Source organism: Lacrimispora sp., assembly GCF_031982545.1.
GTDB lineage: Bacteria > Bacillota > Clostridia > Lachnospirales > Lachnospiraceae > Lacrimispora.
Genome location: NZ_DALYXB010000009.1, coordinates 126,931 through 150,805 on the forward strand (window position 1 = coordinate 126,931; position 23,875 = coordinate 150,805).

Annotated in this window: 28 protein-coding genes; 2 read left to right on the forward strand and 26 right to left on the reverse strand. The window is 40.9% G+C overall.

What is annotated here, in order from left to right; translation table 11 throughout:
- Window positions 1-6: 6 nt before the first annotated feature.
- The 20 genes from ABS301_RS16170 to ABS301_RS16265 form a co-directional block, all read right to left on the reverse strand.
- Window positions 7-849 (reverse strand): aldo/keto reductase, encoded by an 843-nt coding sequence (locus ABS301_RS16170; protein ID WP_349673211.1) that lies wholly within the window; start codon window positions 847-849, stop codon window positions 7-9.
- A gap of 267 nt (window positions 850-1,116) precedes the next feature.
- The gene (gene fliB, locus ABS301_RS16175; protein WP_349673212.1) at window positions 1,117-2,385 is read right to left on the reverse strand and encodes a flagellin lysine-N-methylase; all 1,269 of its coding nucleotides are present in this window, start codon (window positions 2,383-2,385) and stop codon (window positions 1,117-1,119) included.
- Window positions 2,386-2,527: 142 nt separating this feature from the next.
- Window positions 2,528-3,283, reverse strand: a complete 756-nt coding sequence (locus ABS301_RS16180; RefSeq protein WP_349673213.1) for an aldo/keto reductase — start codon at window positions 3,281-3,283, stop codon at window positions 2,528-2,530.
- Window positions 3,284-3,474: 191 nt separating this feature from the next.
- Complete coding sequence (locus ABS301_RS16185; RefSeq protein WP_349673214.1) at window positions 3,475-3,660, reverse strand: hypothetical protein; 186 nt, start codon at window positions 3,658-3,660, stop codon at window positions 3,475-3,477.
- On the reverse strand, window positions 3,657-3,941 hold the full coding sequence (locus ABS301_RS16190; RefSeq protein WP_349673215.1) for a DUF4405 domain-containing protein: 285 nt from the start codon (window positions 3,939-3,941) through the stop codon (window positions 3,657-3,659). The genes ABS301_RS16185 and ABS301_RS16190 overlap by 4 nt, the downstream gene beginning before the upstream one ends.
- Window positions 3,942-4,006: 65 nt before the next feature.
- Entirely contained in the window at window positions 4,007-4,642 is a 636-nt protein-coding gene (locus tag ABS301_RS16195; protein WP_349673216.1) for a flavodoxin family protein, read from the reverse strand.
- Window positions 4,643-4,765: 123 nt separating this feature from the next.
- Window positions 4,766-5,182, reverse strand: a complete 417-nt coding sequence (locus ABS301_RS16200) for an alpha/beta hydrolase family protein (protein WP_349673217.1) — start codon at window positions 5,180-5,182, stop codon at window positions 4,766-4,768.
- A gap of 1 nt (window position 5,183) precedes the next feature.
- On the reverse strand, window positions 5,184-5,882 hold the full coding sequence (locus tag ABS301_RS16205; protein ID WP_349673218.1) for a flavodoxin: 699 nt from the start codon (window positions 5,880-5,882) through the stop codon (window positions 5,184-5,186).
- 41 nt (window positions 5,883-5,923) lie between these two features.
- Entirely contained in the window at window positions 5,924-6,766 is an 843-nt protein-coding gene (locus tag ABS301_RS16210) for an aldo/keto reductase (protein WP_349673219.1), read from the reverse strand.
- An 80-nt stretch (window positions 6,767-6,846) separates the two neighbouring features.
- Window positions 6,847-7,404 (reverse strand): flavin reductase family protein, encoded by a 558-nt coding sequence (locus tag ABS301_RS16215; RefSeq protein WP_349673220.1) that lies wholly within the window; start codon window positions 7,402-7,404, stop codon window positions 6,847-6,849.
- On the reverse strand, window positions 7,401-8,423 hold the full coding sequence (locus ABS301_RS16220) for an aldo/keto reductase (protein WP_349673221.1): 1,023 nt from the start codon (window positions 8,421-8,423) through the stop codon (window positions 7,401-7,403). The genes ABS301_RS16215 and ABS301_RS16220 overlap by 4 nt, the downstream gene beginning before the upstream one ends.
- Complete coding sequence (locus tag ABS301_RS16225; RefSeq protein WP_349673222.1) at window positions 8,420-9,145, reverse strand: dihydrofolate reductase family protein; 726 nt, start codon at window positions 9,143-9,145, stop codon at window positions 8,420-8,422. Before ABS301_RS16225 ends, ABS301_RS16220 begins: the two co-directional genes overlap by 4 nt.
- On the reverse strand, window positions 9,138-9,458 hold the full coding sequence (locus tag ABS301_RS16230) for a carboxymuconolactone decarboxylase family protein (RefSeq protein ID WP_349673223.1): 321 nt from the start codon (window positions 9,456-9,458) through the stop codon (window positions 9,138-9,140). The genes ABS301_RS16225 and ABS301_RS16230 overlap by 8 nt, the downstream gene beginning before the upstream one ends.
- 32 nt (window positions 9,459-9,490) lie before the next feature.
- Entirely contained in the window at window positions 9,491-9,892 is a 402-nt protein-coding gene (locus ABS301_RS16235) for a cupin domain-containing protein (protein WP_349673224.1), read from the reverse strand.
- 32 nt (window positions 9,893-9,924) lie between these two features.
- Window positions 9,925-10,083 carry a hypothetical protein gene (locus ABS301_RS16240; protein ID WP_349673225.1) on the reverse strand — a complete coding sequence of 53 codons (159 nt, stop codon included), beginning with the start codon at window positions 10,081-10,083 and terminating at the stop codon, window positions 9,925-9,927.
- Window positions 10,084-10,090: 7 nt separating this feature from the next.
- Window positions 10,091-11,044, reverse strand: a complete 954-nt coding sequence (locus ABS301_RS16245) for a flavodoxin (protein ID WP_349673226.1) — start codon at window positions 11,042-11,044, stop codon at window positions 10,091-10,093.
- A gap of 14 nt (window positions 11,045-11,058) precedes the next feature.
- Window positions 11,059-11,721: a flavodoxin gene (locus tag ABS301_RS16250; RefSeq protein WP_349673227.1), complete on the reverse strand. Its 663-nt coding sequence runs from the start codon at window positions 11,719-11,721 to the stop codon at window positions 11,059-11,061.
- A gap of 17 nt (window positions 11,722-11,738) precedes the next feature.
- Window positions 11,739-11,975 carry a hypothetical protein gene (locus tag ABS301_RS16255; protein WP_502877973.1) on the reverse strand — a complete coding sequence of 79 codons (237 nt, stop codon included), beginning with the start codon at window positions 11,973-11,975 and terminating at the stop codon, window positions 11,739-11,741.
- Window positions 11,899-13,107 carry an iron-containing alcohol dehydrogenase gene (locus ABS301_RS16260; protein ID WP_349673228.1) on the reverse strand — a complete coding sequence of 403 codons (1,209 nt, stop codon included), beginning with the start codon at window positions 13,105-13,107 and terminating at the stop codon, window positions 11,899-11,901. The genes ABS301_RS16255 and ABS301_RS16260 overlap by 77 nt, the downstream gene beginning before the upstream one ends.
- 113 nt (window positions 13,108-13,220) lie before the next feature.
- Window positions 13,221-14,120 carry a LysR family transcriptional regulator gene (locus tag ABS301_RS16265; protein ID WP_349673229.1) on the reverse strand — a complete coding sequence of 300 codons (900 nt, stop codon included), beginning with the start codon at window positions 14,118-14,120 and terminating at the stop codon, window positions 13,221-13,223.
- 1,121 nt (window positions 14,121-15,241) lie between these two features.
- On the opposite strand from ABS301_RS16265, the gene ABS301_RS16270 reads away from it, so the two are divergent.
- Window positions 15,242-15,607: a hypothetical protein gene (locus tag ABS301_RS16270; RefSeq protein WP_349673230.1), complete on the forward strand. Its 366-nt coding sequence runs from the start codon at window positions 15,242-15,244 to the stop codon at window positions 15,605-15,607.
- A 146-nt stretch (window positions 15,608-15,753) separates the two neighbouring features.
- On the opposite strand, the gene ABS301_RS16275 is transcribed toward ABS301_RS16270, so the two are convergent.
- The 4 genes from ABS301_RS16275 to ABS301_RS16290 all read right to left on the reverse strand — a co-directional run bounded on the left by ABS301_RS16275 (window position 15,754) and on the right by ABS301_RS16290 (window position 18,467).
- Window positions 15,754-16,725: a Gfo/Idh/MocA family protein gene (locus ABS301_RS16275; protein WP_349673231.1), complete on the reverse strand. Its 972-nt coding sequence runs from the start codon at window positions 16,723-16,725 to the stop codon at window positions 15,754-15,756.
- A gap of 127 nt (window positions 16,726-16,852) precedes the next feature.
- On the reverse strand, window positions 16,853-17,491 hold the full coding sequence (locus ABS301_RS16280) for an oxygen-binding di-iron domain-containing protein (RefSeq protein ID WP_349673232.1): 639 nt from the start codon (window positions 17,489-17,491) through the stop codon (window positions 16,853-16,855).
- Between the two features lie 58 nt (window positions 17,492-17,549).
- On the reverse strand, window positions 17,550-17,840 hold the full coding sequence (locus tag ABS301_RS16285; RefSeq protein WP_349673233.1) for a putative quinol monooxygenase: 291 nt from the start codon (window positions 17,838-17,840) through the stop codon (window positions 17,550-17,552).
- Between the two features lie 66 nt (window positions 17,841-17,906).
- A complete protein-coding gene (locus tag ABS301_RS16290) occupies window positions 17,907-18,467 on the reverse strand; it encodes a nitroreductase family protein (protein ID WP_349673234.1) in 561 nt (186 codons plus the stop codon).
- Between the two features lie 182 nt (window positions 18,468-18,649).
- Between ABS301_RS16290 and ABS301_RS16295 the strand changes: the two genes are divergently transcribed.
- Window positions 18,650-20,137: a PucR family transcriptional regulator gene (locus tag ABS301_RS16295; RefSeq protein ID WP_349673235.1), complete on the forward strand. Its 1,488-nt coding sequence runs from the start codon at window positions 18,650-18,652 to the stop codon at window positions 20,135-20,137.
- A 558-nt stretch (window positions 20,138-20,695) separates the two neighbouring features.
- Here the strand turns inward: ABS301_RS16295 and ABS301_RS16300 are convergent.
- Window positions 20,696-22,318 (reverse strand): recombinase family protein, encoded by a 1,623-nt coding sequence (locus ABS301_RS16300; protein ID WP_349673236.1) that lies wholly within the window; start codon window positions 22,316-22,318, stop codon window positions 20,696-20,698.
- Window positions 22,319-22,514: 196 nt separating this feature from the next.
- Window positions 22,515-23,657: a ParA family protein gene (locus ABS301_RS16305; RefSeq protein ID WP_349673237.1), complete on the reverse strand. Its 1,143-nt coding sequence runs from the start codon at window positions 23,655-23,657 to the stop codon at window positions 22,515-22,517.
- Window positions 23,658-23,875: the final 218 nt, after the last annotated feature.

A 23,875-nucleotide genomic window follows, 5' to 3' on the forward strand; every position in this document is an offset into this window, starting at 1 on the left:
TAATATTTACTTACCTAGTCCTGTTAAAAATTCTACTGTCTGTGGATCATAGTGTGAGAAGAATGCACTCTCCGCTTCGTCCAGAGATTTAATTGCTTTTTTATCCTCTTCCGTTAATTCAAAATCAAAAACACTGATATTTTCAATCATTCTTTCTTTGTGCGTAGATTTTGGAATTACCACTACATTATTCTGGGTTAAATACCTTAAGATTACCTGAGCAACCGATTTGTTATATTTTGCAGCAATTTCGGAAATCACCGGATTAGTAAACATATCTTTTCTTCCTTCTGCAAATGGTCCCCATGACTCATGTTGTACTTTGTATTTTTCCATGATTTCATGAGCCTGTGCCTGTTGGTTAAATGGGTGTGTCTCTACCTGATTTACTGCCGGGGTAATCTCAGTGAACTGACAGATATCAATTAATCTGTCTGGATAGAAATTACTCACACCAATGGCTTTGATTTTTCCCTCTTTATAAGCTTCTTCCATTGCACGATAGGTTCCATAATAATCTCCAAAAGGCTGATGTATCAGCAATAAATCAATATAATCTGTTTTCAGCTTTCTTAGCGACTCTTCAATAGATGCCTTGGCTTTTTCGAAACCTGCGTTAGAAATCCATACCTTTGTGGTAATAAACAGCTCTTCTCGTGGAATGCCACATTTTTCAATTGCATTTCCAACTCCTTCTTCGTTCTGATAAGCCTGAGCCGTATCAATGGATCGATACCCTGCTTCAATTGCATCAAGTACACATCTTTCACATTCTTCTGGTGTGACCTGATATACTCCATATCCTAAGATTGGCATTTTAACTCCATTATTTAATGTTACATAATTCATAGCAGAAACCTCCTATATCTCTTTCTATTACAACTATATCACTTGGAGTTAACTCCAAAGCAAGATTTTTTTACTTTGTTATTAACGTTTGTGAAATTCTCATTTATTGTACACACGCTGGAGTTAACTCCATTTGTGCATAATTTTATAACATCATATCAATATGTTGAAGCCACTGCTTCTGTAATTAACCATTGATTATTGTTCTTTATCATTTTCATTGTTAGCTGTAATGACCAAATATGTCTGCCACCACATATCTTTTCTTTAACTTTTGATCAACATAATCACAGCGGCGACATTAAGCATTTTGTTCTCATCAAAAAAGCGAAGAAGTTTCTGTTGATAAGGAACATCATGAACAATGTTTTTTTCAAATACTTGAATTAACTTTAATACCTCCTGCATTCCAAACTGTTCTTTATAAAAACCCGCTATGCCTACTAATATATTTTTAATAAACGCATAATGTAATGCCATTAACACGTATTCAGTAAATACATTTTTATTCACAAAAAAAACATCGTTTTTAAAAATACTAGACTGCGTACCAAATGGAAAAAGCATTTTAAAAACGTAGTTTGTATAATAGTTTTCAAAAATATAATCTTTCTCTTTCATGAAGGGCATATAGTACTTAGACTTAGTTTCCGAATAGGTGGCATACAGAGACTCGTCTGAGTTTTGAACTGAGTAATTTAATCCTTTCTTAAACAATTCAAAAAGATCTGTAAACCGCTTGCTGATGTCACTTGTCTTTATTTGGTATTCGATCAGATTGGTTAACGTTTTTAAAAAGGCTGCCGGCTGATCGGGAATACTCTTTATAAATGAACCAAAACCATCCGTGTCAACGAAGTGGCGATATTCACTAATCAGTTCTAAGACTTGTTCATTTGATGGATTAGTACTTAAATTGAGATCGTCGCAAAATCGACCTAAAATCACCAAACGATTTTCAAAACAATAGTTTCGATTTTGCAAAAGTTCTAATATGAAAGTACGTACATAACCAAAATAGGAATAAACACTATCAGGATAAGCTGTATCGGATAAATTCAGTGTCGGTATTTTGTTAATTCGTATAATATCACTCAGGTGCCGTACTTCAAAACGCATCGAGCTGGGGTTAGATAAGGCAAGGTTGGCTGCATGAGGGCATGACATATCTAGTACCAATTCTAATTGTCCGTTTACCAGATTGTAAATGCGGGGAAAAATACTACAAGTGACAGAAATATAGCTCTCACCATATATTTCTTGAATACTGCACATCTTTCTCTTATTTAGAAATGGGCAAATATTCCCTGGGAGCATTATTATTTCTGCACTGCTCCCATTTACGGGAATAGTGCATTCATTAGTGATTGTGCCTTCAAACAAATTGGGGGATTCCGAGTTCAGAAGCTCTTGATATTTCATATAACTGTCTTCATCAACCATTACTCGCCATCCGCAACAACAGGTATCATTGCACTCGGATGTAATACAATTAAATTTAGATACATATTCCGGCTGAAATACTTCTCTCATCATTTTCTCCTATAAACTCTATATGTAGGCGTTTGTAAAACGCCACAACCATTGATTTTACTAGGTTTTCTAGCTTCTAAATTAATTTTTTCTCCGGTAAATGGTATAGTATAAGTAACCAATAGAGCCCATTTGTCAAGTGTCATCAATTACAGGCCAGCCCTTTTACAAAATCAACGACGACCTGGTTGACCTCCATTGCTTCCACTGAGAAGCGGGGGAATCTGGCACGCAAGTCTCCTTCCCCAAATGTGGAGTTTTTATCGAACCGTCCGGTCAGAAATCCTTTTCCCAGTGGACTGAACGGCACAAAGCCAATCCCGAGTTCTTCGAGCACGGGCAGCAGCTCATCTTCCGGCTGTCTCCACCACATGGAATATTCGCTTTCAACAGCAGTCAAAGGGAAGACCGCGTGGGCGCGGCGGATTGTCTGAACACCGGCTTCGGAAAGTCCCCAATGGCAGATTTTGCCCTGCTGCTTTAATTCCTTCATGGTATCAGCAATTTCCTCTATGGGAACGGAAGGATCAACGCGAGGTAAATAATATAAATCAATGCAGTCAGTTCTCAGGCGTTTTAAAGACCCTTCTACCGATTTGCGGATTACTTCCGGTTTTCCGTCTACGACTTGTTTTCCCTCCAAAACTTTGATGCCGCATTTCGTTGCGATAACGACTTGATTTCTGTAAGGCTCCAAAGCTTCACCAACCAGCTCCTCATTGATATAAGGTCCGTAAACCTCCGCTGTATCAAAGAGGGTAACGCCTTTTTCTACGGCAGAATGAAGCATTGAAATCATCTCTTTTTTGTCCGCGGGCAACCCGTAACCGTGGCTCATACCCATACATCCCAGTCCGATTGCAGAAACTTCCAGTTCTTTTCCTAAAATGCGTTTTTTCATGAAATATCTTTCCTTTCTATTTGAAATTTAAGCGGTGCAGTATCTTTAAAACCGCTAATTATCTTAACTTCATTTGCACAATACGCAACTACTCAAACCTGTTTTCCGATCTAAAAGCCTCAGTCATCGACTTATTTCTTTCAATATCACCTAACAGCCATACGCCTGCTACATAAACAACTCTTTTACCTTTAGCTTTCATGGCGCTTTTTCGGCCGCTGAATTCGTTTCAGCCCTTCGGAGAGATAATGACCCACGAATACAAACAGCCCCATAGACGCTATGTAATCCAGGAGAAAAAGAATCAGCGGTTCATCAAAATCGAAAAACACAAACTGCTTTTTCAGAAGCATATAGCTACCGATATTTCTTTTCATAAAAGCATATATGCCATAGCCTGCAATCTAACGGCAAGCCCGCGCAGTATCCACTTACGGGTTTGAGACGACTGCTTAATATGCTTTTTCGCCATACCCATCATCATGCTCCAATAGAATCCTAAATGAAGGCTCATCAGTACAAAGCCGCCATAGGCGCAGACCATGTGTAAATTTCTTGCAAAGGAACGTCCTTCCTGAATAGGGAGAAAGGAAAGGGCATGGCGAGATAAAATTATCCCGCTGATCATTGAACCAAGCATAGTCAGCAGAACTGTCATACCAATATCCACCGCTATTTTTAGCATCATTTTAGGCTTTACGCAAACCGCCACCTTTCTACGTGTTATCGGATAAAATTCGTAAAGATGGGCGTTTCCTGCTTAGGTAAAGCAATACCAATGTTTCGCGCTGCCTCCTGGCAACAAAGCAGATAGGCCATGTTCCGGCCCAGCACCCGCATGGTATATAAGCCTTCCTTGTCCTGACGAACTTGTTCCGGATTTGTACCGTGAACCATATTCCAGTATCGGGAGGACACAACAGGCATTTCCTGAATGGTGAAATATTTGTTGAGCTGGTCGAAGGTGGCCGTTGTTCCGGCGCGACGGGCAGAGATAACAGCCGCCGCAGGTTTCATATAAAATGCCTTGTTGCCATTGCCGCCAAACTCTGAATAGAACAGGCGATCCATGAAAGCGGTCATGTTACCGCTGGCTGCAGCATAATGTACCGGACTGCCGAAAATAAAGCCATCCGCATCATAGGCTTTTTCTCTGAAACGGTTAACTGCATCGTCAAATACGCAGACGCCCTTTTCCCGGCATTTCATGCAGGCGATGCAGCCACCAATAGGCTTATTTCCGATCCAAAAGATCTCAGTTTCAATTCCTTCTTTATTCAATGTATCGGCCACTTCGCAGAGTGCCGTATAAGTACAGCCCTCTTTATGCGGACTACCATTTACAAGCAATACTTTCATCGTGTTTCCTCCTTTAGTTTTATAGAGTGGTTTACTTGATATGTGAGAGAATCCAGTTCAAGATTGATTCATCATTAAATAAAATATTTCTGCCACCGTGATAATCAAATTCCAAATCATTACTTACTTCACATTTGCCTGTATCCACTTTTCAACATGATTTGCAATCACATCATTATTCAGATCCTGGAACAGGAAATGGTCATTTCCTGTAATGCCTTCCTTAGGTAGATCCACCACCGTACAGTTTCCACCCTGGGCGGTATAGGCTTCTGCAAAATCATAGCAGGTCTGGCGCGCCTGCCACATACCAGTCGCCTGAACTGACGGATTGTTCAGTATTTGTTCTGTGATAAAGCCGGTTTTCACAGGCGGCATTTCTTTCTCGACGGAGGGTTGAACTGTCGAGGAAGACAGCTGCAATTCAGAGGTAGGTGATATTTCCTCTGCGGAAGATTGCTCAGCAGGCGTACCTGCGCAAGCGGAAAACAACATACAAAATGCAATCAGAAAAACAAATACTAATTTTCTACTGTTCATTTTAGTAACCCAGTTCATCCAGCCAGGAAGCGACATCTCCGGCAGCATCGGCAACCGTTCTCTCGCTGACAGTAAAGCCGTCTTCGACTACTGTTGCCTCCGGCTCCAGCTCCTGAATGGTCTTGATGGTGCTGGAAAAGCGGCTGCCGTTGTGCACATTGAAAGGGATGATGGTCTTGCCCGCAAAGTCATATTTTTCAAAAAAGCTGTACATTACCATGGGCATATCGTACCACCAGTTAGGGTAACCGATGAAAATTGCGTCGTACTGATCAAGGTTTTCAATCTGGCGGGTCAACTCCGGGCGGGCATTGGCATCCTGTTCCCCGGCAGCATAATCGATCAGTTCCCCGCCATCGGTGGGATATACCACTGAGGTCTGAATGGAGAACAGTTCTCCGCCAGTTTCCGCCGCAATCATATCGGCTACAGCACGGACACGGCCCACTGACGTACCATTTACGGTGGTATAGCTGGCAGAAGTAACGGCATCTATACCACTGTTTTCAGCAGCTGTAAAGTAAGCAATCAGAATTTTACTCCCGGAGCCACTTTCATCCTCGCCGGATGAAGAGGCATCTTTTTCAGGGAGCTGTGCAGCCTGTGCGCTTTGTGATGTTATCGGCTCCTGCGAAACGGAAGCAGAGGTCGTATCGTTTTGGCTATTCCCGCAGGCGGCAAGAGAAAACGCTAAAGCCACGATTAATAATAATGCAAGTAATCGTTTCATTAGAATTATCCTTATCTGTGCAACCCCGTCATCATTTCTACAGTAGCCGGGTCATAATGGGAGAAAAACAGACTCTCTTTCTCGTCCAGCGCCTGAATCGCCGCCATGTCCGCCTCATCCAAAGTAAAATTGAACACATCGAGGTTCTGAATCATGCGTTCCTTGTGAGTGGATTTCGGTATGACAACAATGCCACTCTGAATGAGGAAGCGAAGAGCGATCTGTGCGGCACTCTTATCATGCTTTTTACCGATTTCATTCAGAACAGGATTTGTAAAGAAGTCCTTGCGTCCTTCGGCAAAAGGCCCCCATGATTCATGCTGCACACCGTATTTTTCCATATATCCGTGAGCGGTCTTTTGCTGCTGGAACACATGAGTTTCCACCTGATTCACAGCGGGTGCTACTTCCACAAAATTGCACAAGTCGATCAGACGGTCAGGATAGAAATTGGAAACACCGATTGCCCGAATCCAGCCTTCTTTATAGGCTTCCCCCATTGCCCGGTAGGTACCGTAGTAATCATTGAAAGGCTGATGGATTAGGAGAAGGTCGATATACTCAGTCTGTAATTTCCGCAATGATTCCTGAATGGATGCTTTTGCTTTTTCATAGCCGCCGTTGCTGATCCATACCTTTGTGGTGATAAACAGCTCCTCGCGGGGAACACCACATTTGCGGATAGCGTTACCGACAGCCTCTTCATTGCCGTAAGCCTGTGCGGTATCGATGGAGCGATAGCCAACACTGATGGCATCCAGCACACAGCGCTCACATTCTTCATTGCTTACCTGATACACGCCGTAGCCCAACACCGGCATTTTGATCCCATTATTCAAAGTTACATATTCCATGATTGATCCCTCCGTTTTGAGATGTTTATTTTGATGCTTCTATTTTATCGGATATAGGTTTTTCAAAAGGTATATAGAGATTATTTCAAAGCACTGCCATCCTGAAAAGCATTGCCCACCTTTTCCCCCAATACCAGATAGTCATTGTGAACCGGATCAAAGGAAATGGCACGCAGCTTTGCAGCATCCATCAAACCGTCCTCGCCCAAGATGCTTTCATCTGCACTGACATTGACGATTTCTCCGATAATATTCCCATCCTCGTTTACTTTGACCAGGCGGCATTCCAGGGTCATCAGCAATTCGCAGATAATGGGCGCATCTACAAAGGCACTCTTTTCGGTGGTGAAACCTGCCTTCTCCAGCTTTTCTGAGGTGTTATTGGCCGAAACCATACCAACATAATCCGCCGAAACTACATGGGTGTCATCTGCAAAGCTGACGGTGAATGCACCCTTAGCCTTGATATTCTTCGTGGTCTTGTGTCCTGCGCTCAGACAAAGTACAACATGGTTTGCATCGTAAATACCGCCCCATGCCGCATTCATAGCATCGGCCTTGCCGTTTTCATCATAACTGCCCACAATCAGCACTGGCAGTGGGTACATCCAGGTTTTTGTTCCAAAGTTTTTTCTCATGATGCATTTCTCCTATCTGGTTTATTTGTTGTTTTCGTACCGCCGAATACATCCGACATTTCCATAGAATTAAGTGCCTGATCGAAAGAGTGAATCTCCTGAGTAGTCAGGCAAACAACTGCGGCTCCATAGTTCTCCTTTAGTCTTTCCAGCTTACGGGTGCCGGGAATGGGTACAATATATGGTTTTTTGCAGAGCATCCATGCAAGTGAGATTTGTGCCGGAGTGGCGCTTTTCTCACTCGCCATCTGATACAGCAGCTCTAGCAAGGCTTTGTTTTTGTCGATGGCATCCGGCGAAAATTGAGGCATCACATTGCGATAGTCGGTGCTGGCATCGAATTTTGACCCCTTTCCATATTTTGCCGACAGGAAGCCATTCGCCAACGGCGAAAAGGCTACATAGCCGATATTCAGTTCCTCCAGCACAGGGAACAGTTCCTCATACCACCGTGCCATCATAGAGTAGCGGTTCTGAATGGCCGTCACCGGGCAAATCGCGTAGGCGCGGCGGATCAGTTCCTCCGTGGACTCCGAAAGCCCCCAATGTGTGATCTTCCCCTCTTTGATCAGATCTGCCATCACACCAGCCACTTCCTCGATTGGAACATTCGGGTCAGGGCGATGCTGATAGTACAGATCAATGTGATCGGTGTTCAGTCTTTTAAGAGATGCCTCAACCGTTGCACGAATAACCTCCGGGCGTGAATCCGGTATCAGCGGCTTTTTCACCTGGGGGCTGTTCATATCAAAACGAATGCCAAACTTCGTCGCAAGGACAATTCTTTCCCGGTACGGCTTCAGCGCTGGACCCACCAGTTCTTCGTTTTCGTGGGGGTTTTCCGGCGTACCGTAAACCTCGGCTGTATCAAAAAATGTGTAGCCCATATCCACGGCCTGAGCCAATAGCTCGGTCATTTCTTTTTTATCTGCCGGAGCGCCGTAGGCATGGCTCATGCCCATACAACCAAGACCAATAGCAGAGACCTTCAAATCTTTTCCTAAAATTCTGTGCTTCATATTTCCTCCGATGATTTAAGCATATAGCGCAGCCAAAGACTGTCGCCCTCTAATTTCTTGATCTCCTCCAGACGGAAAGCGGCAGGCATTCTTGAGGGGAGAAACTCTGATTTTTCAAAAATCGAGACAGAGGTGGTATTCCCATCGGCCACCGGTGCAATTACAAGGCTTAACTCGTCAATCAGATCATTCTGTAAAAACGACCAGTTCATAAAACCACCCCCGGCTATCATCAGCCGGTCGATGAAAAACAGGCTGTGGAGTTTCTCAAGAAGAAACCCACAGTTAAGCTGTTCTTTCCCTGCAAAAATATAGGAAATATCGAATTTGTGCAGGTAGGCCAGATAATCGTTTGATACCGCTTCGGTCAATACCTCGATCACATGGGCTTTCGGACGATTCCTTTTCTCGATGTAGTTGGATTTCCACTCTAAAGCCCCTTTTGGGTCAACCGAGACAATATAATGTGCAACATCCGAAGCAGCGATATAGTCCTCTTTGGGATAAGTAATTTCGCTGACCGGCAGTTTACCCGTCAATCCGTCTGAATAGCTGCCTGCCATTGTTACTGTGCCATACAAGGTCGCCTGACACTCATAAAATTCTCGGAGGTTTCCGTATGACGCAAGAGCAGGCGCACATTCCGGTGCAGCCATAAACGCACCGTCTATTTTTCCGTCCAGTGAGGTGAGCATATGGCAGACAACATATGGTTTATTCATGGTATACTTCTTTTGCTATCCGAAGGGCAGCCCACGCTTTCGGCCAGCCTGCATAGAAAGCAAGCTGTGTGAGGACTTCGGAAATCTCCGTTTCGGTAATGCCGTGCTCCTTTCCCATACGAATGTGGTTGACCAGTGGACCATCCAGAATGCCGCTGCCTACCAGCGCAGAAATGGTGATCAGGCTGCGGTCTCTCGGAGAAAGCTGCTCTTCCCGACTCCAAACTTCTCCAAACAGAACATCATCGTTCAGTTCCGCAAATTTAGGTGCAAAGTCGTTCATGGCATCTCTGCCGGTTGTAATTTTTCTCATGATATACTTTCCTTTCCAATCTCTGTTTTTGTTTATCGCATGCTTTCGTAATCCTGCGGCTCCACCGGCTCTAGCCACTCTGTTTCTGCCCCTTCTGCCGGAATGGCAATCGCAACATGCTCAAACCAGCTATCCGGCGCAGCGCCGTGCCAATGCTTCACTTCTGGGGGGATTTTCACCACGTCACCGGCTTTGAGTGCCTGTGCAGGCTCGCCCCAAGCCTGATAAAATCCATGTCCTGCGGTACACAGCAACAGTTGACCGCCCTTATGATGGATGTGCCAGCTATTGCGGCTACCCGGCTCAAATGTGACATCGCACACGAAAACACCCTCTGTGCAGAGTGGATTCAAATAGCTTTGGCCGACAAAGCGGCTTTCCGGCGCATCATTCGGTACACCAGCCGGGAAAATCCCCTTATAATCCTGATTCATTTTGAACATCCTTTCTTGGTTGAAATGTGTGATTACGTATTTTTATCAAAAATGTTTTCCAGCCACTTGGCATACGCCGGAATCCAGCCCTCGGTATATCCGTAACCGTGAGGTCTGCCGTCCAGAATATTGACCTCCACCGGGACATCCGCCTGAAGCAGGGCTTCGATACATTCTTCAAACTCACCCACAAATAGGTCACGGGTGCCATAGCAGAAATAGGTAGGCGGCAGATTGGAGGCCGCAAATTGGCGCTGGGAAGGTTACCACATAAGAGTAAAAATCCGGGTAATCAAAATAGTTGCCTGTATTCTCGGTGTATTCCGTGGTAGTAGGAACATTGCCCTCCTCCCATAGATAAAGCGTCTGCTGATTGACAGGATCGGCTACGACAGTTGCTACGGTATCGGTGTTGTTTTCCGGCATTTCATCCTCCGCATGAAGCCCAAGGCTTACTGCCCAGGCAATCACTTCATCCTCACTGTCAGCCACATCGTTTCGGGAAAGCGAAAGTGTGTTGTCACTCACAAAAGCTCCCGGCTGTAGCTGAGAAATGGTATCCCGTGTATTGGAAAATCCACTGCCGCCGTGGGGCACAAAGGGGATAATCGTCTTTGCACCGAAGTCATATTCCTCTAAAAAGGTATAAAGAGGCTGGGGCAAATCTCCACACCAGTTGGGGTAACCCAAAATGATGGTGTCGTATCGTTCCAGATTTTCGATATGGGTTGCAAGTTCTGGGCGTTCATCCGCGTCCTGCTCCTCCGCCGCCTGCTCCACCAGAGGGTCATGAACCAGAGGATAGGACTCGGTGGTTTCAATGCGGAACAGATCGCCGCCTACCGTTTCCTGAATCATCTTTGCAACATACTCCGTATTGCCCATTTTTTCGCCTTCCTTTACCATAACGCTGGCTCCGGCAATGGCATCCACTCCGTCAGTACTTACATCTTCCGGGATAGAGAAGTAGGCAATCAAAACGCGGGAGTTTTGCCTCGAAGGTTGTGGGGTTTCCGGTTCACTTTCGGAAACGCTTTGCTCACTTTCGGGTGATTCCGTTGATGCATCAGAACTATTATCGGATGACTTCCCGCAGGCGGCCAGTGAAAATATCATAGTCAATAACAAAAAGAGTGCTGTAATTCTTTTCATCGGATACCCCCTCCTTAGTTCGTTAATCCATTCTGCTCCAGATAGGAGGTGATTGCCTCGGTATCATCCGCATCCGCAAACAGGCCGTCATGTACATTTGCACCGGCTGCTGTTTTCCGAACAAATTCCATAGAGTTCTCGTACTGCTCGTTACTCATGGAGGCAGACTGTGTAAACGGATAAACATCTACATTGTTCAGATCGTAGCTTTCAAGGAAAGTACCGATAACCATAGGTGCAGTGTGCCACCAGATGGGGTAGCCAATGATGATTCGGTCATATTCGTCAATTAATTCCGGCAGATTACCGATTTCCGGACGGGCATTATTGTCCCTTTCTTTTAAGGCTACATCGGTACATTCATCGTAATCTTCCGGGTATGCGTTCAGTGGAACGATCTCATAAAGCTCGCCGCCAGTCTCGGTTGCGATGGTATGTGCCATTTCTTCTGTATTGCCCGACCAGGAGAAGTAAACGACCAAAGTTTTTTCATCCTCTGTTTTAGTTTCTTCTGGCTCGTTAGAGATAGGGGCAGAAGTTTCAGGCTCCGGAGTTGCTTCGCTGCCCGACTCCGACAAAAGTGCAGATGTACTGTTCTGAGGCTGCTGATTGCTGCTGCAAGCGGCAAGGCTGAAGCTGAGCATCAGACACATTAAAAAAGCGGTTATTTTCTTCATAGAGCTGGACTCCTTTGTTAAAAGCATTCCTTTAAAATTTCAAAGATTTCTTCATGGGTCATTTTCTTGTAGCTGCCGGTAACGATATTGCAGGAATCGGCAATGGCTTTCAATTCCGTGACCTCTTCCACGCCCAGCTCCCGCAAAGTAGTGGACAGACCGATTTCTTTGATAAAGTCAGCAAGAGCTTCCACACCGGCTTTGGCCAGTACTATTTGGGATTTTCCTGCCTCCGGGATACCCCAAACTTCCATTGCAAAGCGGGTAAATTTCGTTTTTCCCGCTTCGCAGATATGGCGATAATAAACGGGGGCAAAACTGCCAGGCCTGCGCCATGATTGCAGTCTGTGTACGCGCCCAACTAATGTTCCGATGGCACTCAAAGTCAGTCCGCTTTCCCAGCTTAATGATGCGTTTTTCCGCCATCGTGGCATCCCACATCAGATTGCTGCGGGCGGTATAATCCTCCAGGTTCTGAATGGCAACCCTCAGGTTGCGAATCACATTCCGCATCAGCGCCTCAGCAATATCGTCGGAAACATTGTTCTCATCCGGCGCGCTGAAATAGATTTCCATGATGTGAGAGAGAATGTCGAAGCTGCCGGACACCATCTGCTTTTTCGGAACGCTGTAGGTATAGATAGGGTCAAGCAGAGCGAATTTAGGGTTGCATTTCGGATAGTCCCGCCCGGTCTTGGTTTTCAATTTTTCATTGGTAATCACAGCACCGCCATTGCACTCGCTGCCGGTGCCTGCCACGGTTACAATCACGCCGAGGGGCAGCGGTTCAAAATCGACGACACCGGGTCTTGCCCAAAAGTCTGTCCAGACGACCCCCTCATACCGGGCTGCCAGAGAGATGGCCTTGCAGCAGTCCATCACAGAGCCGCCCCCCTCGCTTATGACCGCAAAGGGCGCATCCGGCTCTCCCCGGGGAAAAAATAGTCCGGTGTTTTCTTTCGTTGGATCAGCCTCTTTTTCTTTGTCAGTGTAAATGTTATAAATGATGGTTTCGCCGCGATCCAAAGCATCCATCATGGAATTTAGAACATCCACCGTGGTGTTCGTATTAATATTAATATGATTATGATAAGGCAGCAGGGAATCAATATCGCTGAGTTTCATGCTGCTCTCCGGCATTCCGTGTTCTGTTGGAAAAAGGAAGCGTCCGAAGCCTTCAAAATCAGGCATATTAATCACATCGATGACAGTTGCATCTGCATTCACATCTGTATATTCTCCTTTGGTCTCGCCGGAATCCGCTGTGCTGTAGGAATGCTCGTTTTTCGATGGCTCTGTGTTGTCGGAGATACCACTGCCTGCTGTACAACCTAAAACGCAGATGATAATCAGTGAACCAATAATCAAAAGATTTTTTCTTTGCATAGCCTATACCTCCGGCAATTTAGTTATACGAATATTATAAACAAATCGAGGCTTCCGCAGAAGTCTCGATTTGTTATGCAGTGTATACCCAAAGGTAATCACTAAATATTCTGTTATAACTCTATCACGGCTGTCACCGCCTCCAAAAAGCGTTTCACAGTCTTAGAAGGGTTGGGAGAGTGCAATAATCCGAACGGAATGGTGTAGTTCCAGTCGATCGGTAAAACTTTCAGCAGCGGATGCACAAGCTTCCAGTTATTGATTGCCATTAGAATGTCATTGCTGTTTTCGCATTGGTTGAAGATATCTACATTATAAAAGCTAAAATCAATCACTTGGATTTGCGGATGATTTTTCCAGAGGTCATTCCGCAGTAAATCTACATAATGACTCCAGCCGCGCCGCATGAGCAGCAGGTTCTCCCCATACAAATCCTGTATGTTCAATTTGTCTTTCGTAGCAAGTCTATGATGTATGGACACAGCACAGCAAATAGGGATTTTTGATAATTCCGTTCCAGCACACTGACGGTAGTCAAGAAGGGATTCATCAAAAATCCCTGCGATAATATCTATATTTTGACCAAGGTTTTTCAGAATCTCCCGTGCATTTTCCGGTGTGTTCTCAAATGGAGTAATCTGAAATTTGATATCCGGGCAGCGCTCTTGTATTTTAGGCCACAGTTCAACAAGACTCTGTGCCGGCGTCATGGGCGACGAACCGATCCGAATGATGTTGTCACCGTTTTTCATTGCATTTCTTGCCCTTGTTACGGAATCTTTACAATACTGCACCACATAGTTCGCGTCGTTATATAGAGACTTACCTGCATCTGTCAATTTCAATCCCCGATGGGTACGGACAAACAGCGTAAGTTCCAGTTCCGCTTCCAGCAGGTTGATCTGTTTAATCACCGCGGGCGGCGTGATATATAATTCCTCCGCTGCTTTATTAAAGCTGCCTGCATCTGCTACACGGATAAAAGTTTCGAGTTGAGGGTTATACATTGGCATTCACCACCTTTCCCAAAAGATACTTTTATTTATTTTTAATTTGACTTTTTCTTAAATCGTCCGGTTTTTCTGCATATCTCAGGATCATCCAGGAGCGTCCAAAACGCTGTATACATCCATCACGCGGACGGCACCTAAAGCAACCACAAAATCACAGACATTTTCCCTGGTAAATTTGCCGCTCTCTTCCGCGGTAGCTTTTAACTTTTATTTGATAACCTTCTTCATCCTGGGCTATGAGAATAGCATAATACCTAAACCTAAGTTTAGGTCAATATTTTTTGAAAGTTTTACAAATTATTATAACATTATATAGATGTAGAGGTGATTTAATTGCAAATTATAGTATGCCATCAGAAACAGTAAACTAACTATCATATTCCGATTTATTTCAACAATGCAGATTATTGCAATCTTGCAGAATAATAAAATAACCTACTTAACAAAGTTTGTTTAATTTTATAACAAATTAATGACTATGAAAAAATGCGAAATAAAGGGATGCCAAAATTTTCTGAACACAATTACCGGCATCTTTCCAATGTATTTTGGCCTCAGAACTTATCTCGATTAAGGAAGCTATAACTCCTTTCCAAGGCAACACTCCTGCCCTGCTGCAACACATGGCTCATTATGCACTGCTCGATTATGAGAATAATCTGGCACGTAACAAAAACCACTATACTTCATTGCAGTACATCTTAAAACAGTATTTAAACAAGCAATATGTTACAGAACAGAATCTTGAAAAAGTGCTAGTATACCATAGCTGGAAAACTTATTACAACTTTTATATATGATATATTGAATTATCTGAAATGTCTATTCGATACAATATGATTAAATCTCATATCCGTAATTGTCTTTAGCTTATATTGCATTAGTACTCATGGATTATTAACCATAGATTTTTAGAGCGTCAGAATGTGATGATATGCCATTTCAATAGAATTCTGTAGCCTTTTTAACTTCTCTCTTGATACCTCTGTGCTACAAATTATAGTGTTTTAAATAAGAAAAATCAACAAATTACGGGTAGTAAAAACAAATATGTTATGATATTCTACAAACTAGTGCTGGGTTTCCAATCAAAAATAAACTATAATATAAGGAGAATTTGTATGCCAATTATAAACATTAAAACATTAAAGTTAGATCAATCTGTAAAAAACATTTTTGCAGATAAAATTTATGAGATATCCTATAACAGTATAGGAATTCCGGCTATCGAAATTTATTTTAATGAATACGACAGCTATCACATCAATGGTAAACTTATTACAAGTGAAAACCCGGTGGTAACTGTAGAGGTTCAGGGGCCTCCGATTGGAAAAGAAAAGACTGCTGAACTTGCTGTGGCTGTTAAGGCTGCAACTATTGATATTCTGGGTGAATCAAAGACAAGTATTTTTGCCTACCATTATTTAGACGAAGATACCTTTGCCATAAACGGCACCTTGCTTAGTGATATGGAAAAACCTAAATAAGAAGATGATCTATCAGCTGGTACCCAGCTCTTTTTATATACTTTTAAAGTTTTTACATTTAGGGTTTATGCACATTATTTAAGGTTACAAAGTTCCTGTTCATTTGAAGCTGACAGCCCTCTTCAGTGATAATACGTATACCACAATTATGAGAATCTCTTTTGGCTTCTTACACTATCCATTATTTTCATTATTTCAATTGAATCGTTCCAACTCATAATTTCACTTTGAATTTTCCCCTCATTCATGCACTTTACTACTTCTCTAACCTGATACTCCATACCGTTTATCTCAAAAGGCATGTGTATTTTTTCTTCAACTCCATTAGTAAGAATATAAGCAGTATCTGCATTTGAAAATTTGGGGACACATATCCTCCCTTTCGTTCCAAGAATATTGGCAGCTCTTATGGTATCAAGGTTTATAGCGCTATAAAGTAATGCCTGCTCTCCATCTTTATAAGATAAAATAACTGAAACGCTTTCATCTACTCCAGTTTCTCCGATAAATATATTACTACAGATATCTGTAGGAGTTTTATCAAAAATAAATGAACTATAAGAAATATTATAAACACCTACATCTAATAAGGAGCCGCCACCTAATTCTTTTTTAAATAGTCTGTTCTGTAGATCAAATTGTGCTCTAAATCCAAAATCTGCCTGTAATAGGCTTACTTTTCCTATTCTTCCTTCATCAATCCATTGTTTTATTTTTTGATTAACTGGTAGGAAACGGGTTTTCATAGCTTCCATAAAAAATGTTTTATACTCATTTGCAACACTAATGACTTCTTTTATTTCATTTTCATTCATTGCAACAGGCTTTTCACACAATACTGACTTGCCGTTTTTCAAGCATAAAATAGATATTTCTTTATGAAAGACATGAGGAACTGCAATGTATATAGCATCTATATCCTCGTCCTTCGTTAAATCTTCATAATTTCCATAACATTTATTTGAGTTAATTCCATACTCTTTACCAAAATTCTCTGATTTTTGCTTGTTTCTTGAAGCGACGCCTTTAAGTTCAACTTCATTCATTTCCCTTAGTGTTTGAGCAAATTTATTGGCAATATTACCAAGTCCTATTATTCCCCAAGTTATTTTCCTCATCTATGTTCCTTCCCCTATTTTCTCTGCTATTTACTACAATATATTTATGGATATAGTACCTGACTACCATTCATGCCTACATCCATCTAATTGCTTAAGCTGTTTTTAGTGTACCATATTCTGATGCTTACATAATCTTGATACAAGGTCCATGTCCAGAAGCTACAAACACAGGACTAAGTGTTTTCAAATCATCAATCAATTTCTTTTGCATATCGAGGGTGGGAAGAGACTCTGCGCCACTGTCACCCACCGCATCGTCCCAACTCGCTTCTAGAACATGTCCATGGTTTTCTCCCATTCCAAACATCAAATCGCTGCTGAAAAAAATTCTGTTCTTCTTTTCCATGAACAGAAGGCCTTCCCATATATGCACCTCAGAGGGATAACTAATTATTTCAAAGTCAAAGTTACTTCCGGAGAAGAAGTCTCCCGGTTTTTTAATTTCAACATTTGCTGCAATTCCAAACCCTAAGATTTGCCTTGCAGTCACTTCCGAACAAACAGCAATTGCATTTGGATACTCCTTTATAATCAGTGACAGACCTCCGCACTCATCCGCTTCAAAATGAGAAATTAAAATATATTTGAGTGAGCAGTCACCTAGCAACTCCTTAATCTTAGGTAACATGGCTTGAGCTTGTGTTACAGAGCCTGTTTGAATAAGGATGGGCTCATCCGTTAAAAGCAGGTATTGGTGCATAGAAAGTTTAATTGGCTCAACAACATCCGTGAACTGATAAAGATTTGGATAAATCTGTGTCATTTTTATAATCTCCTTTATTACGTTTGTATTGTCAGATAACTGATTAATCCGCTTATCCTTAAATAGATACGGTATATATTTCTTCTGTTATCAACTCAAGCATTGGTGCTAATTCACTTTGTAACGAACGGTATTCTTTATTATTTCTTAGGGAATTAAGCGATTGTTGATCTTTCCACAAACTGATAACACCAAAATGCGGGTTATCTGCCTCATAGTTAGGCTCTAGGAAATGTACTTCGATACAACCAGCTTTAACATTTAGTGAAACCAACTTATTCTTACCTACCCTGATTAATTGATCTTCCATCCCTGTAATACATTTTATTTTAACAATCCTCGCAATCATAGGTAGCTCCAATAATCTATGCCTTATAACTAGCAGTAAATATTTACTTTATCTACTAAAGATTATTTAACGAATAATATTTACTGTTCCTTCCTTTCTTGGAGCCGGAGATGGCTGTGGTATGTCTTTATATCCAAAAGTTGCTGCACCAACAAAGACATGATTGTCTGGAATTCCTAATTCGTTTTTCAATGTTTGTCCTTCCTCTGTCTGGAAAATCATGGTCAATGCATGAATCCAACATGAACCAATTCCCATAGATTCAGCAGCAATCAACATGTTTTCTAGTGCCACACTGCCGTTATTGAGATAAGCGGCCACCTCCTTTTCACCACATGCTATAACAAACGTCGGAGCACCATGATATACACAAAAATCATCAGCCTTTGCTCGATTCTCAAAAACTTTAATCCCTGAACTGAGGTAGACTTGCTTGCACACATCATTAATTTTTTTTAGCATCTTTTCATTTTGTACTACAGTAAAGTAGGTAGATTGTTGATTCAAGCCACAAGGAGCGTATTTTCCAGCTTCCAGTATCATTTGCAGCTCCTCATCTTTAACCTGTTCATATTTATACTTGCGGATGCTTCTTCTGTTTAATATAATTTTGATTGTCTCGTTCATCTTATCTTTCTCCTATCCTGAAAATTAATTTTACACAGCATACTCTTTATACCAACATATTGTTGTTTAATTTGAGCATGATTATATTCTACTCCTGCATGTTAGAAATAGATAGCCGTAAACTATTGCTTTTTTCAATAAAACAAGCTACAATTTGTAGTGTTTATAAAGGAGGTATAATTATGCATCTTAATGTTTCTATTCTTCTGGAACAATTATCAGATATTATCCTTTGTTCAAAAAATGATAACTACTCCGATGAATTACATCTGAATCGACCAGAACATTATATTAATCAGGAGGTATTATTATGTGACCATATATATATTTCTTCTCAGCAATCATTACCGGCTTCTCTCAAGACAGAGCTCGGTGCTTGTTTAATCTGTGTAGGAAAGCCACCGGAAGTTTTTTTTAATAAGAAGCTTTCTATTATCTGTGTTAAGGATGAAATCAACATCCTTGCTCTTTTCAATGAAGTACAAGCATTATTTGATCAATATGACGCATGGGATCAACGTCTGCAACAATGTGTCAATTACAATGCAGACTTACAAGATATTATTGATGTGTCAGACATTATATTCCACAATCCTATTTACTTCAGTGATGCCGATTATCGTATACTTGCAGAGTCAAAAAATAACCCACTAAATATTAAATACAACTATATACCAGAAAAATGCTTGACTGATTTGAAGCAAAGTGAAAACTATGAGCAAATGTGGAACAACGGGATACCAACATTTTCCGATCACGATTACCGGCACCTTTCCATCGTAGTTCGATCTCAGAGCAGATTTGTACTTTTTATCTCGATTATGGAAGCGCGCGCACCTTTCCGAGAGAGCGACCCGATTCTGCTGCGACACATGGCTCATTATGCCCTGCTCAATTTTGAGCAAAATCAAGTTCATAAGCAAAACCACTATACTTCGTTGGATTATATTCTAAAACAGTATTTAAATAAACAGCAAGTTACAGAACAGACACTTGAAAAAGTGCTCACATCCCATAGTTGGAAGGCAAACCATAATTTTTATTTCTGCTTTATTGAATTATCTGAAATGGATATCCGCTACAATATGATTAAATCCAAATGTGCCCAAATTGAAAAAATCTTTACTACCTCTGCCATCGTATTCGAATATCACAACAATCTCTGTGCAGTAATCAACTTGTCCTTACTGAGCGATACTAAAACTGAAACAAAATTACACTTACTTCTTCAGAGTAGTAACCTTAGATTAGGTAAGAGTAAAGAATTTAGCGATATTACTAATGTGAGAAATTATTATATTCAGGCTTCCTCTGCACTGGAACTTGGCAAACATTTAAATCCGAATTTGCATTGCTATAAATTTGACAACTATTGCCTTGAGTATATATTAAATAGTCCCTGCCAGAACCTTACACCAGAATCTCTTTGTCCAGATGGTCTGATCAAGATGCGAGAATATGATAAGAATCATAATACTCAATATGTCCTCACTCTAAAAACATATATTGATCAAAAATTCAATGCAACACATGCTGCAAAAAAAATGTTTATCCACCGCACTACTCTCTTAGAACGATTAAATAAAATCTCTACTTTTATAAATATGGATTTAGATGATCCTCTAAATTGTCTTTACTTGATGATTGCATTAGTACTTTTGGATTATTAGCTATATATTTTTAAAAATGTTAAGCAACCAACGTAACCGGCATTGCTTAACACTATAGTGAGAATGGTTCGGCATGAAAGGTAGACAGTGTATCACAGCATAGGGTCTTGACATGAGATCAAATGATGTAGAAGCATTGCTAATAGCAAGGGTGTCGCCAACGATTTCCAATTTGAAATAAGCTGGCTGCATCAGAATTACGCACTCGATATGCCTCATATATAAAAAAACGTAACTATCATTTTTTAATATAATCATTAATTCAATTTCAATCTGTAAAATAAACTATTAAAAAGGCACATTTTCAAAACTGAAAACGTACCTTTTTTGCCCTTGATTTACCAAGTGTCCCGTCCCTATAAGTTATAATTTAAGCCACAAGCTTTCATGCCTGTGGCTTATTGTTTAAGTGGAGATAGTGGGATTCGAACCCATGACCTCTTGAATGCCATTCAAGCGCTCTCCCGATATGTCGGGTGTGCACCCCCAAAAAACACTTTTTTATATGTAAGATATATTTACTCAGCTGTAAAGAGCTTATTGCGAATGTGTGTTACTTTACGATGCTACTGTAGTAGCTTTTTCCTCGGTTATACTATCAATTCCGTTAAGAAATTGCTGTATATCCATGTTTAACTCAATATCCAGTTTATAATCCTTAAATACCTTTACCCGTTTTATAATGTAACTGGTTATCATCTTCTTTACTTCCATATTACTTTCATCAAAAATTTCTGACCATGTGTGAATACGGGAAAGTTCATTTTTCATTTCCATGACCTTTTCGTTCCCTCGCTCAAGCTCTGCCATAAGTACGGTTAGTCGCTCACTGGTTACAAGTAACCTATCACGGCTTTCATTGACTAATTCCGACAGGACATCCACGGGCATTTTACTTTTCCCTTGTACTGCTTTGACAACTTCAGCCTTTAATGATTCATATTCTGTATTTGCCTTGGTATTCTCAGCTTTCACCCTTTTTATTTCTGTCCGGAGTTCTGTCATATGACGATCTTGTGCACTGCTAACAACCATGTTGTCAGGAACTATTAACATACGCTCAAAAATTTGATGCAGCACTTGAGTAACAGCATCGTCAAGTAAGTGCATTGTATATCCTGTCTGACCATCGCACTCAAGACGGCGTCTTGTTTTATTATAGCAAATATATCGTATTCGCTTAACGCCTTTTGTTTCACCATTTGCTAGTCTAACTACTTTGCCGTTAGTTGTTAAGACCAGACGGCCTCCACAATGACCACAAAACACATTCCCCGATAGAAGTGACTGTCCTGAAGTATTTAACGGAGTAGTTCTCTCTTCCTTCTTCTCATTGATGCGTTCTTCTATTAGCTCCTGAGCAAGATCAAAAGTGTATGGATCAATAATTTGAAGTTCCTTAAATGGTTCCGAAAAAGTGGTTCCGCTTCGGAGTACCCCTTTATAGGTTACATTCTTTAGTATTGCTCCTACTGATGATTCATGCCAGTTTGCACCATTTCGGGTTTTGATACCTTTGTCATTTAAAAACATAGCGATACGCCAGCGTCCATATCCGGAAGATGCACATAAGCTATACATCATACGTATTACTTTAGCTTCTTCATCATCAATCACCAGCTTATTGACCTCATGCTTACGCTTATTCACAACTCCGCTTTTTTCAAGCCGATACCCATATGGCGCTACGCCACCGCGGAAACGACCTTCCTGAACCATCTGTCCAAGGGCAGTTTTGGTTCTTATGGAAGTTTTTTGACTCTCACCATCAGCCTGCCAGAATCGTATGTAATTTGTTAAACGGTCAGTATGTGACTCAAAGCGTTGTTCACCTTCATTGACGCTCCATACTTTGATACCTTTCTTTACAAACCATTCCACAACAAAAGGAGTCTCATCAGACTTTCTCCCCAGTCGATCAAACATAAACACCAGAAGAATATCAAATTTTCCTTTCTCAGCATGCTCTTTAATGAGTTGAAGTTTATCTCGATCTGCTGCACTGACCTTAAATCCAGAAACGCCGGTTTCTTGTTCCTCACGAATGATTGTCCAGCCCATACGCTTCGTAAATTCATGACAGGCTTTTCTCTGCATAGGTATATCTGCTTGATTCTGATCATCATGATCTACCTGCTTGGTGGTAGAAACTCTGTATAAACAATAAACTCTTTCAGCCATATTGTATCCTTCCTCTCATATAAAAATTGTGTGAGAGACCGGACACTTGATATATAAAATTTTCAAGGAGCTTTGACTTTAGCCAGCCTTATTATCTCACACAATTCATTGGAAAGCTATATGAATAGTTTCTTAAATATTAATGCAAAACTAAAAGTACCCTTATAGCCATCGGCATACTGTATATACAAACATCTTATCTTTCACTAATTAGCTCGTCTACAACTTTCATATATGCATCCATTACATCACTAATTTGTTCAAATTCAAATAGATTACCACTTTTCGATAAAATGTGATCCACTTCACTATTATAGGGAACTATTGTACTAAAATCTTTTACTTTGATACAGTTTATTTTCAAGAATAATTCTTTCGCCTTTAAAAAATCTTCATATAATTTACTATGCAAATTTGCCAGCAAACCCATTGAATTGAGAACCCATATTTTCTTTTCTACTTTATTTTTCCTCAATGCGTAAGCAATAAACGACATGCCTCTATAAGAATTACTATTTTCACCTATAGGAATAACTACATCTGTCGCATTCAATATAATATCCTGCTGAATTGACGCATCTCCTCTACCACAATCACATACTATAAAGCCATATTCATCTATTTCTAAAAGATATTCTAAAACTCTATTAAATGAGGATACGCCATAATTTTGTTCCTGCCACATTTTATTATTTTCTAAACTGTATCTACATACAATATCTACCTTAGCTGGAGAACTAAAAATATCTAACGCTCTGGTTATATTATAAGTATTCTTTTCTTCATTAACCTTTTTTATGACGTCATAGCCTATACCTAAAGCCATAGGAGCATTATCCAATTCTGCACAACTTATACAAAGAACTTTCTTTTTAGTAATTTTAAACAAACAATATGCCAAAGCTGCTGACGCAAAGGATTTTGCCACGCCACCTGCTAGATTCGTTACAGCAATTACTTTTACCTTATTACATATTATTTTTTCTAAGGTATTATTTCCTAAAGATATTTTACTTTCTGCTTGTTTCTTCCATCGTTTCAACAATTCAACTGTATATACCTCTGGATCAATATCTACTGCATGTGCACATATTGAGCATAGCCATATTCCATTTTCTATTGAACGTCGCTCCTCAACTGTCATATTAGGACTATATCTAGGGCCCCTTTTCGATGCGGCTTCAATATGGGAAGCGATTCCTATTGTGCAGGATTTGTTTGGGTCACTATGCCCTCCAACAGTTAGACAGGTACACGCTGGATTGCTACATATAAAACCACATCTTCTGCCTAATGTATTTATAGTTTTACTCCTAAAATCACCTGGTCTTTTACTCACAAAAATACCCTCCATAAATATAATAAATGATGCATAGCACATTTTTAAGTTGAACATAAACTTTATCAAATTCGCACCCTTGTATACTATGATAGGTATTACTTATTTACTTGATGACCTATGGCACTCATCTAATTAGTTGTTCGCTAGAGATATAAAAGTTAATATCTACTGAGTTTCATTCATTCTCCGGTTAACTTTCCAAAAAACTTTCAGTT